Source organism: Guyparkeria sp. (assembly GCF_046545975.1).
Taxonomy (GTDB): Bacteria; Pseudomonadota; Gammaproteobacteria; order Halothiobacillales; family Halothiobacillaceae; genus Guyparkeria.
The window spans coordinates 1-11,665 of sequence record NZ_JBKGYT010000055.1; the positions used below are offsets into that span (position 1 = coordinate 1).

The 11,665-nt window shown below is 67.1% G+C and carries 6 protein-coding genes; all 6 read right to left on the reverse strand.

Translation table 11 applies throughout. The features are described from left to right. Positions 1-1,697 (reverse strand): RNA polymerase sigma factor RpoD (gene rpoD / locus ACLFMY_RS06385; protein ID WP_410763770.1); only part of this gene is annotated, 1,697 nt, incomplete at its 3' end. Positions 1,698-2,030: 333 nt separating this feature from the next. Next, positions 2,031-3,656, reverse strand: a complete 1,626-nt coding sequence (gene dnaG / locus ACLFMY_RS06390) for a DNA primase (RefSeq protein ID WP_410763771.1) — start codon at positions 3,654-3,656, stop codon at positions 2,031-2,033. 102 nt (positions 3,657-3,758) lie between these two features. Continuing rightward, complete coding sequence (gene gltB / locus ACLFMY_RS06395; RefSeq protein ID WP_410763772.1) at positions 3,759-8,222, reverse strand: glutamate synthase large subunit; 4,464 nt, start codon at positions 8,220-8,222, stop codon at positions 3,759-3,761. A gap of 209 nt (positions 8,223-8,431) precedes the next feature. Beyond that, positions 8,432-9,838: an SPOR domain-containing protein gene (locus ACLFMY_RS06400; RefSeq protein ID WP_410763773.1), complete on the reverse strand. Its 1,407-nt coding sequence runs from the start codon at positions 9,836-9,838 to the stop codon at positions 8,432-8,434. Between the two features lie 35 nt (positions 9,839-9,873). Beyond that, the gene (gene aroB / locus ACLFMY_RS06405) at positions 9,874-11,004 is read right to left on the reverse strand and encodes a 3-dehydroquinate synthase (RefSeq protein WP_410763774.1); all 1,131 of its coding nucleotides are present in this window, start codon (positions 11,002-11,004) and stop codon (positions 9,874-9,876) included. A 97-nt stretch (positions 11,005-11,101) separates the two neighbouring features. Then, positions 11,102-11,635: a shikimate kinase AroK gene (gene aroK, locus ACLFMY_RS06410; RefSeq protein WP_410763775.1), complete on the reverse strand. Its 534-nt coding sequence runs from the start codon at positions 11,633-11,635 to the stop codon at positions 11,102-11,104. Positions 11,636-11,665 lie beyond the last annotated feature (30 nt).

An 11,665-nucleotide genomic window follows, 5' to 3' on the forward strand; every position in this document is an offset into this window, starting at 1 on the left:
TCCTCGAGGGTGTGGTCGGTGTTCATGCCGATACCGAAGCGCATCATCAGCACCTTGGCCTCGCGCGGGGTCAGCGTCGAGAGGATCTCGCGCACGATCTCGGACAGCGAGGCGTTGGTGGCCGAATCCAGCGGCGAGACCGCGCCCTGGTCCTCGATGAAGTCGCCCAGGCTCGAATCGTCGTCCTCGCCGATGGGCGTCTCCATGGAGATGGGCTCCTTGGAGATCTTCATCACCCGGCGGACCTTGTCCTCGGGCAGGTCCATGCGCTCGGCCAGTTCCTCGGGGGTGGCCTCGCGGCCCATTTCCTGGAGCATCTGGCGGCTGATGCGGTTGAGCTTGTTGATCGTCTCGATCATGTGCACCGGGATGCGGATCGTGCGTGCCTGGTCGGCGATCGAGCGGGTGATCGCCTGGCGGATCCACCAGGTGGCGTAGGTCGAGAACTTGTAGCCGCGGCGGTATTCGAACTTGTCGACCGCCTTCATCAGGCCGATGTTGCCTTCCTGGATCAGGTCGAGGAACTGCAGGCCGCGGTTGGTGTACTTCTTGGCGATCGAGATGACCAGACGCAGGTTGGCCTCGATCATCTCCTTCTTCGCCCGGCGGGCCTTGCCTTCGCCCAGCGTCACCTTGCGGTGGACGTCGCGGATCTCGCTCACGGACAGCAGGCTGTCGCGCTCGACCGTCGCCAGGCGCTTGGCCAGCCGCTCGATCTCCGGCTGCACCGCGGCGAACTTCGCGCTCGGCTTGCCGCCGGTGACTTCCTTGATCCAGTCGTTGCTGGTCTCGTGGCCACGGAACGCGTGGATGAAGTCCTCGCGCTTGATGCCGCCCTTGTCGACGGCCTGCTGCAGGATCTGCTTCTCCAGCAGGCGCACGCGCTTGATCGCCTCGCGCACCTGGGCCACCAGCTTCTCGTTGAAGTTGGGGTTGAGCTTGAGCTTGATCAGCTCGCCGGCGATCCGTTCGTTCAGCGCCGCGATCTTCTGGGCGTCGGTCTTCGCCTTGCGCGTCTTGGTGATCAGGGCGTGCCGCTGCTCGTGCAGATCCTTGAGCTCCATGATGATGGCGCGAACGGCCTCCGGGTCGATCCCGTTGTCGGTGGCCTCTTCCTCGTCGTCGGTCTTGTCCGTGTCGCTGCTGGCCGAGGCGCCGCCGCTGGTGCCTTCCTCGTCATCGAGCACGTGGAAGCCCACGACCACGTCGGCGAGCTTGACCTCCTCGGCCTCGACCCGCTTGTACTGGGCGAGCAGGGTGTCGAGGGTGGGAGGGAAGGCCGCCATCGCGATGGTGACCTCGCGCAGGCCTTCCTCGATGCGCTTGGCGATCTCGATCTCGCCCTCGCGGTTGAGCAGGTCGACGGTGCCCATTTCGCGCATGTACATGCGTACCGGGTCGGTGGTGCGGCCGAACTCGGCGTCCACCTGCGAGGCGAGCACGGCGACGGCCTCCTCGGTGGCATCGTCGTCGGTCGACACGCGCGACTCGTCCGACAGGCCCAGGTCATCCTTGTCCGGCGGGGCCTCGGATACCTGGATGCCCATGTCCTGGATCATGCTGATGATCACTTCGATCTGTTCGGCATCGACCAGGGATTCGGGCAGATGGTCGTTGATCTCGGCATACGTCAGGTAACCCTGATCGTTGCCAAGGGCGATCAACTGCTTGATGCTGGTTTGTTGGTCTTGCTGCATCGGCGTGAAACCTGCTCCGGCAATTCGGTGAAAACGCCTGAAAGTCGTGCCGCGGGTAGGCGGGTCGAGGACGCGGCCGGTCGGCCAGGCGTCTCTTTTTCAGGCGGCGCGAGGAGACGTATGGGCCTCGCGCGGGAAGGTCCGGCGGACAGGCAGCCTGCCCGGGCTTTCCCTTTGGGGAACATGAAATTATAACGTCTGGAGGGCAATTCGTCCATCGGGACATGGCCCGCAAGTCGCTCCCGGCACTTCCGCCGTGGGCATGTCCGCGACCGGCCGACAGCACGGTCGCGTGATGGCATGCCCCCCGCGAGGTCCGTGAACCGACCGGTCCTAGACTGACCGGCCGCCCTGCTCGTCGCCGGTCAGCCCGGAACGCTGGCGGCGTTTCCGCTCGGCCAGGGCCTCGCGCTGACGGCGCTTTTCCAGGATGTCTTCGAGCATGGTGGTGGCGATCTCGAGGTTTTCAATGCCGACGATGCGCTGCTCCGCCGCGGCCTGGCGGTCCGGCTCCTCGAGCGCGTCGGCGAGCAGCCGTTCGATCACCGCCGGGGGGCGGCCGCCATGCCAGACGTCGGCCGGTCGCACCCGTTCGACCAGCGCGGGGTGCTCCAGGAGCAGCCTCAGCAGGATGTGATCCTCGGAGCGGGCCGGTGGCGGGCGCCGTGCGGCGATCGGACCCGGGCGGGCCTGCTCCTCGCGGAAGGGCCGGCCGAACAGCCCGTGGTGGCGATCGACCTGGCGGGCCGTGAGGCGCCTGAGCGTGCCTTGCGGCATGGTGTTGATCAGCCGGTGGGCTTCCTTGTTCTTGCGCGCCCGCGCCGCGGTGTCGTCCCCGGGGATGGACTCGTCCAGGTGCAGGGTGAGGAAGCGGTCGAAGCCGACCGAACCGTGTTCCAGGAACCGGTTGAAGCCGGTCTGTCCCTGGGCACGCACGAAGCTGTCGGGATCTTCCCCCTCCGGGAGGAAGGCAAAACGCAGGTCGCGACCGTCGTGCATCAGGGGCAGGGCGACTTCCAGGGCCTTGACGGCAGCACGACGACCGGCGGCATCCCCGTCGAAGCAGAACACCAGCCGATCGGTCTGTCGATACAGCAGGCCGAGCTGTTCGGCGGTGGTGGCGGTCCCCAGCGTGGCCACGGCATGGTGCACGCCGTTCTGCGCCAGCAGGATCACGTCCATGTAGCCCTCGACCACGATCAGCTGGTCGGGGCGCTGGTTGACCCGGCGCGACTCGTACAGTCCATAGACGCCGTAGCCCTTGTGGAAGAGCTCGGTCTCCGGTGAGTTGAGGTACTTGGGCTCGCCGGGACCGATCACCCGGCCGCCGAAGCCGATCACGTGCCCGCGAGGATCGCGGATGGGGAACATCACCCGGCCGCGGAAGCGGTCGTAGCGATCGCCATCGTCGCGCTGGATCAGCAGGCCCGTGGCCACCAGCTCGTCCGGCTGCGCCTTGCCGGCCAGCGCCTGCTCGATGTGATTGCCCGTCGGGGCGAAGCCCAGGGCGAAGCGCGCCGCCGTCTCGCCGGTCAGGCCACGGTGCTTGAGGAAGTCGATCGCCTCGGGGTGCCGCCGGAGGTTCGCGCGGAACCAGTCGCTCGCCAGGGCGGTGACCTGGCGCAGGCGCCCGATGCGGTCGAGCTTTTCCTGATCGCCCTTCTCGCGCGGGATCTCCAGGCCCAGCCGGCCGGCGAGCGTCTCGATCGCGGTGGGGAAGTCCAGGTGGTCGTATTCCATCAGGAAGCCCACCACGTTCCCGTGCGCCCCGCAGCCGAAGCAGTGGTAGAACTGCTTCTCGGGGCTCACGTAGAAGGAGGGGGTCTTCTCCTGGTGGAAGGGGCAGCAGGCAGCGAACTCCTTGCCCTTCTTCTTCAGCGGCACCCGCTCGCCGATGACCTCGACGATGTCCGATCGGCCGACGACTTCCTCGACGAAGGCTTCGGGGATACGGCTCATGACGATCCTCCGCGGTCGAAAACGACGAGACCGACCACCCCGGGGAGGGCAGTCGGTCCCGGATTGACGATGCTTCGAGCCGGTTGGGGCCCGCGCATTCGCTTACGCCGCGTTTTCGAGGAGGTCCAGCAGGTCGCCGATCTCCATCGCCTTGGGCTTGACCAGCCAGAACTTCGACAGGAACGCGTCGAAGTCCTCGAGAATCGCCTTCGCCCGGGCACTGTCGGTGCGTTTGGCATGTTCCTCGAGAATCGAGCGCAGGTGCTGGCGGTGCGGCTCGAGCTCCGCGGCCTGCAGGCGGTGGATGTCGATCAGCTCGTGGTTGTAGCGGTCGACGAAGTCCTTCGCCTCGTCGAGGACATAGGCGAACCCGCCGGTCATGCCGGCGCCGAAGTTGATGCCGGTGGAGCCCAGGATGGTCATCACCCCGCCGGTCATGTACTCGCAGCCGTGGTCACCGCAGCCCTCGACCACCGCTTGGGCGCCCGAGTTGCGCACCCCGAAGCGCTCGCCCGCCTGGCCCGCGGCGAACAGCCGTCCGCCGGTCGCGCCGTACAGGCAGGTGTTGCCGATGATCGGCGTATCGTGCGTGGCAAACGAGCTGCCCTTCGGCGGGTAGATGACGATCTCGCCACCGGCCATGCCCTTGCCGACGTAGTCGTTGGCGTCACCCTCGAGCTCGAGGTGCAGGCCGCCGGCGTTGAACACGCCGAAGCTCTGCCCGGCAATGCCGGTGAACGTGAGCTTGATCGGATGCTCGGCCATCCCCTGGTTGCCGTGCCGGCGGGCGATCTCGCCCGAGACGCGCGCGCCGATCGAGCGGTCGGTGTTGCGGATCGGGTAGCTGTACTCGCCGCCGGTCTTGCCCTCGATCGCCGGCATGACCTCTTTCACGATCTTCTCGGCCAGCAGGCCCTTGTCGTGCGGGTCGTTGTGCGGCGCGACGCAGCACTTGGGCGCGTCCGAGACCATGCCGGCATCCGAGAGGATCTTCGACAGGTCGAGGTGGCGCTGCTTGTCGGTGACCGGCGTGCGCGGCTCGAAGAGGTCGGTCCGGCCGATCAGCTCCTCGATGGAGCGCACGCCCAGGCTTGCCATCAGGCGACGGGTTTCCTCGGCGACGAAGCGGAAATAGTTGACCAGCTTGTCGACGTTGCCCTTGAAGTGTTCCAGGCGCAGGACCTTGTTCTGCGTGGCCACGCCGGTCGCGCAGTTGTTCAGGTGACAGATGCGCAGGTACTTGCAGCCGATGGCGATCATCGGGCCGGTGCCGAAGCCGAAGCTCTCGGCGCCCAGGATCGCGGCCTTGACCACGTCCAGCCCGGTCTTCAGCCCGCCGTCGGTCTGCAGGCGGACCTTGTCGCGCAGGTCGTTGGCACGCAGGGTCTGGTGCGCCTCGGTCAGGCCCAGTTCCCAGGGGCTGCCGGCGTACTTGACCGAGGTCAGCGGGCTCGCGCCGGTGCCGCCGTCGTAGCCGGAGATGGTGATCAGGTCGGCGTAGGCCTTGGCCACGCCCGCGGCGACGGTACCCACGCCCGGCTCGGAGACCAGCTTGACCGAGACCAGCGCCTCGGGGTTGGTCTGCTTGAGGTCGAAGATCAGCTGGGCGAGATCCTCGATCGAGTAGATGTCGTGGTGCGGCGGCGGCGAGATCAGCGCCACGCCCGGGCGGGCAAAGCGCAGCTTGCCGATGGTCTCGTCGACCTTGTGGCCCGGCAACTGGCCGCCCTCACCGGGCTTCGCGCCCTGAGCGACCTTGATCTGCAGCACCTCGGCGTTGACCAGGTAGTGCGGCGTGACGCCGAAGCGACCGGACGCGATCTGCTTGATCTTGCTCATCTTCGCCGTGCCGTAGCGCGCCGGGTCCTCGCCCCCTTCGCCGGAGTTCGAGCGTGCACCGAGGCGGTTCATGGCCTCGGCGATGGTCTCGTGGGCCTCCGGGGACAGCGCGCCGAGGCTCATGCCGGCCGAGTCGAAGCGCGAAACGATCGACTCGATCGATTCGACCTCGTCGATGTCGATCGGGGTGGTGCCTTCCTTGAGATGGAACATGTCGCGGAAGGCGGCCACCGGGCGCTCGTTGACGTAGGCCGCGTACTCTTCCCAGGCCTGGTAGTCGTCGTTGTCGACGGCCCGTTGCAGGGTCTGCACCACGTCCGGGTTGTAGGCGTGGTACTCGCCGCCGTCGATGTACTTGAGCAGACCGCCCTGGCGCGGCAGCTTGCGCTTGGTGAAGGCTTCCTTGATCAGGATCTTCTGGTCGGCCTCGAGATCGACGAAGCGGGCACCGGCCACGCGGCTGGTGGTGTCCTTGAAGCAGAGATCCACGACCTCGTCGGCCAGGCCGATGATCTCGAACAGCTGGGCGCCCCGGTAGCTCGCGATCGAGGAGATGCCCATCTTCGACAGGATCTTCTTCAGGCCCTTGTTGATGCCCTTGACGTAGTTGCTGGCAAGGCGGTCGGCCTGCTTGACGTCGACCTGCTTGCGGCGACGCATGTCGTTGATCGTCTCGAAGGCGAGGTACGGGAACACGGCCGTCGCGCCGTAGCCGATCAGCACGGCGTTCTGGTGCGGGTCGCGGGCCGTGGCCGTCTCGACGACGATGTTCGCGTCGGTACGGAGCCCCTCGCGGATCAGGCGGTGGTGGACCGCGCCGGTGGCCAGCAGGGCATGAACCGGCAGGCGGTCGGCCGCGATGTTCCGGTCGGAGAGCACCAGCACGGTGTGCTCGCCCTTGATCGCCGCGACGGCCTCGTCGGTGATGCGGCGGATGGCCGCCTCCAGGCCTTCACTCGGCTCGTAGTTGAGCTCAATGCGCTGCGAGGAGAACTCCTTGTCGGCCAGTTTCGTCAGGGCCTCGAAGCGGGCCGGGGTGAGGATCGGGCTCTCCAGCTGCACGCGATGGGCGTGCTCCGGGGTCTCCTCGAAGACGTTGCGCTCGCGGCCGATCAGCGTCTCGAGCGACATGACCACCGCCTCGCGCAGCGGGTCGATCGGCGGGTTGGTGACCTGGGCGAACTGCTGGCGGAAGTAGTCGAACAGCGATCGCTGGGTCTGCGAGAGCACGGCCATGGGGGTGTCGTCGCCCATCGAGCCGATGGCCTCCTGGCCGTTCTCCGCCAGCACGCGGATGATCTGGTCACGTTCCTCGAAGGTCAGCAGGAAGGCCTTCTCGTAGGTGCGGACCGCGTCGTCGTCCATCGGCGTGACCGACAGGACCTCCTCGTCGGCCACCGAGTGCTTCAGGCGTACCGACTGCTCGCGCAGCCACTGGCGATAGGGCTTGCGACCCTTGAGGCGCTCGTCGATCTCCGGCGGCAGGAGCAGGTCGCCGCTCTGGGTGTCGACGGCCACCATCTGGCCCGGGCGGACGCGGCCCTTCTGCACCACGTCTTCGGGCGCGTAGTCCCAGACGCCGATCTCGGAGGCGAGCGTGATGTGGCGGTCCTTGGTGATCACCCAGCGCGCCGGGCGCAGGCCGTTTCGGTCCATGGCGCAGGCGACGAAGCGGCCGTCGGTCATGACGATGCCGGCCGGGCCGTCCCAGGGTTCCATATGCAGCGAGTTGAATTCGTAGAAGGCGCGCAGGTCCGGGTCCATGTGCTCGACGTTCTGCCAGGCCGGCGGCACGATCAGGCGCATGGCGTGGATCATGTCCAGCCCGCCGGTGATCAGCACCTCGAGCATGTTGTCCATCGACGAGGAGTCCGAGCCGGTGGTGTTGACCAGCGGCTGGATGCGGTTCATGTCCGGGATCAGCGGCGAGGAGAACTTGGCCGCGCGGGCCAGCGCCCAGTTGCGGTTGCCGCGGATGGTGTTGATCTCGCCGTTGTGGGCCAGATAGCGGAACGGCTGGGCCAGCTTCCATTCCGGGAAGGTGTTGGTCGAGAACCGCTGGTGGAATACCGCCTGGGAGGACTCGAGTGCCGGGTCGTTGAGATCCTTGTAGAAGCGCGGCAGGTCCTCGGGCATCAAGAGGCCCTTGTAGGAGATGACCTGGCTGGCCAGCGAGGGAATGTAGAAGTCCGGATCGTCGTGGATCAGGTTTTCCGCATCGCGCCGGGCGACGAACAGCGCGGCGTTGAACTGCGCCTCGTTCATGCCATCGGCCGGGGTGACGAACAGGTGCTCGATCTCCGGGCGCTTTTCCGCCGACATCTGGCCGAGTACCGACGGGTCGACCGGCACGTTGCGCCAGCCGGCGAGGTTCAGCCCCTGTTCGGCAATCGCGCCCATCAGCGCCTCGCGGGCGCGCTCGCGGCGGGCCTCGTCACGCGAGAAGAAGACCACGCCGACGGCGTAGACCTCCGGCAGTTCCAGCCCCAGATCGCTTGCGGCCTTGCGGAAGAAGCCGTCGGGCTTCTTCAGCAGCAGACCGCAGCCGTCGCCCGACTTGCCGTCGGCGGAAATGCCGCCGCGGTGGGTCATGCGCGCCAGTGCCCCGATGGCGGTCGATACCAGACCATGGCTGGCCTGGTCGTCCATGTGGGCGATCAGGCCGAAGCCGCAGTTTTCCTTCTCGAAGCTCGGGTGGTACAGACCGTCAGTGGGGGCTTGGCTCATGACTTTCGCAACCTCGTGGATTCTTCCGGCTCGGCCGGGCTTGCGAGCCCGGCCTGGCGGCCCGGCAGGGCGCTGGTTGCCAGCTGTTGCCAGGGGTGCCGACCGATAATTCGTGTGTGCCCGCGTCCGCGGGATTTGGGCAAAATGGGGCGGAATTTTACCGGTCCTGCGGGCATCAGGCAAATGGAACCGCCGAGGGGACGACTCGCTCAGTCGACGAGACGATCCTGGATGTCGCCGACGGAGCGGGGGTAGGGATCGACCGCCCTGAGGTCCTCGGGGAGGGATTCCATGGCGTGGCGGGCCCGCTCGACCGAGGCAAAGTCGCCATAGGTGACGGTGTAGAGCGTCCGGTCGTCGATACGCTGGGTGTAGATCCGCCAGTCGCCGGCGGGGAGTGCGTCCCCCGAACGGCTGCGGATCATGTCGCGCGCCCCGTCGAGGGAACCGAAGGCGGCAAGCTGGATGGTCGCCCGCGCCCGGGGCTGGTCCGCGAACCAGTCGTTGTCGACGGCCGAGTCGGAAGTCGTCTGAGTCTCCGTGGCCTCGTCATCGTTGGTTGCAGTTTCCGGTTGCTCCGGGCGGGTGGATTCATCGGCCGAGGTGGTTGCCGTCTCGTCGGCCGTGCGGGCGTCGTCGTCACGGTCGGCGGTCGAGGAGGCTTCCTCGGTTGTCGCGGGCGTGTCGGTTGTCGGCGTCTCCGGTTCGCTGTCGGCCTCGGGGAACGGAACATGACGCGGTGTGCCGTCGCTCTCGGGAGATGGTGTGGCCGGATCGGCCCCGTCGTCGGCGGACGCTTGCCGTTCGCCGTCGGGTTGGCCGGATTCCCGGTCGAGCGTCAGTGCCACGTCGTCAGGGCTGGTCGGGGAAGTGGAGCGGCTCATCAGGGCGAAGATGCCGATGGTGATCACCGCCACGCTGATCGCGGCGGCGATCAGGAAGGGCGGGTGTGTCCAGAGTGACGCGCCGCGCCACGCCGGGCGGACGCCGGTTGGTCGGGGCCCGCTTGCCCGGGCCTCCGCCGTCGTCGCGGGGGCGGTCGCGGCCGCTTCATCGGGTGTCGGGTCCGAGACGGGTGCGACGGACGAGGGGTCGTCGGCCGGCGGGGTGCCCAGCAGTCGGATGCAATGGAGGTCCGCGATGATCGCGGCCAGTGGCTGTGCCGTCTCGATGCGCGTGCACAGGCCGGTGTCGCCCACCAGCATGAACAGGAGGCGTTCGCGGGCCAGTTCGTGCGCCTGGTCGATCAGCTCGTAGAGCGAGTCCGCCGCGTCCGAATCGAGCCACTGTTCGGCGTTCTCGACGACGAGCAGCAGGCGTTCCTGGTCCCCCAGTGCCGCCGTGGTTGCCGTGACCAGTTGCTCGGGCGTCTCGATGCCGGCTGATAACTGCAGGGTCGTGCCCAGGCGTTCGATGACCGTGGCGAGGTCGCCGGCGCCATCCGCTCGCACCACGACCGGCCGGACCTGCGGCGGGAGCTTCTGGCTCACCAGCTTGACGAAGGCGCGGCGCTCGGCGGCGTAGTCGCCTTCGACGACCAGGAAGCGGTCGGAGTACTTCGAATACTGAACGATCCGTTCGGCCTGTTCGAGAGCGTGTTCCGTCGCGTTGCTCATGTCAGATTCCTTTTCCTTGCGATCTCGCCGGTGGGTCAGTTGCCGGCATGGGTGGCCCGGATAGCGGCCATGATCTCGTCTTCGGGGACATTGTCGATCAGCCGTGCCTGGCCAAGCCGCCCGAGCAGCACGAGCCGTAGTCGGCCGTTCTCGACCTTCTTGTCGCTGCTCATCAGTTCACGCAGGCGGAGGGGCGAGAGTTCGGCGGGTGAGCGGGTGGGCAGGCCGGCGGCGCTGACGATCCGTTCGATCCGCTGGCAAGCCGATGGATCGATCAAGCCGAGCCGGCGGGACAGTTCGGCGGCCATGCACATGCCGGCCCCGATGGCCTCGCCGTGCAGCCAGCGGCCGTAACCCATGCCGGCCTCGATGGCATGACCGAAGGTGTGGCCCAGGTTCAGCAGGGCGCGGATGCCCCCCTCTCGCTCGTCCTGCCGGACGATCTCCGCCTTGATCAGGCAGGATTGCCGGATCGCCTCGGTCAGTGCGGCCGGGTCGCGTTGACGCAGGGCGTCGATGTGCGCCTCGATCCAGTCGAGGAAGTCCTCGTCCCAGAGCAGCCCGTACTTGATCACTTCGGCCAGTCCGGCCGAGAGTTCGCGGTCGGGCAGTGTGTTCAGGGTGTCGGTGTCCGCGAGCACGCAGCGAGGCTGGTAGAACGCGCCGATCATGTTCTTGCCGCGCGGGTGGTTGATGCCCGTCTTGCCGCCGACCGAGCTGTCGACCTGCGCGAGCAGGGTGGTGGGCACCTGGATGAAAGGCACCCCCCGCTGGAAGCTGGCCGCAGCGAAGCCGGTGATATCGCCGATGACCCCACCGCCCAGCGCGATCAGGGTGGTCTTGCGATCCACCTGCTTTTCCATCAGGAAGTCGTAGATCTGCTCGAGGGTCTCGAGATTCTTGTACTGCTCCCCGTCGGGCAGCGCGAGCAGGTCCACCTGCTTGCCCGCCGCTTCCAGCGCGCTGGTGAGACGTGCGGCGTAGAGCGGGGCGACCGTGGTGTTGCTGACGATCACCGCCCGTCCCGAGGGGATGAACGGCGCGAGCGTGTCACTGTCGATCAGTCCCGCATCGATGAAGATCGGGTAGCTCCGCTCGCCCAGGTCGACATTGACCTGGGTGGGCTGTTCGGTTCGCTGGCGTGCGGAAGTTGGCGATTCACTCATGGGTGGTATGCCTGCTTGGCTGGGGGCTGGATGGGGCCAGTCCGTTCACGGAGTGATCCTGGTCTGCGGGCCGCAGTCGAGTGGTCGACATGGTACATCAACGTCGCTTCGGGGGGTCTCCGTCAACCTGGCGCCAGGCGGCCAGTATACGTTCGGCCATGGTGCGCGGCGCCTGGCCACCGGTCTCGATGACGAGGTGGGCGGTTTCCCGGTAGAGCGGATCCCGCTCGGTCATCAATCGTTCCAGTGTGGCTCGCCGATCGCCCTTTTGCAGGAGCGGGCGTTGCGTGTCGTGCTGCGTGCGTTCGAACTGGCGCTCCACGGGTGTATACAGATAGACCACCCAGCCGTTGTTCCGCAATAGCGCGCGGTTTTCGGGGCGCAGTATCGCCCCCCCGCCCGTTGCCAGCACGACGCCTTCCCCGGCGGTGAGATCGGCGAGCATGTCGTGTTCGCGCTGGCGGAAGCCGGATTCCCCCTCGATCTCGAAGATGAGCGGAATCGAGGCCCCGGTGCGCTTCTCGATTTCGCGATCCGAATCGGCGAACGTCCAGCCCAGGCGGTTGGCCAGTAGCCGGCCGATGGTGGTCTTGCCGGCTCCCATGGGGCCGATGAGGATGATGTTGCGCATGGCGAGGGATTATACCGACCCCGACAACGA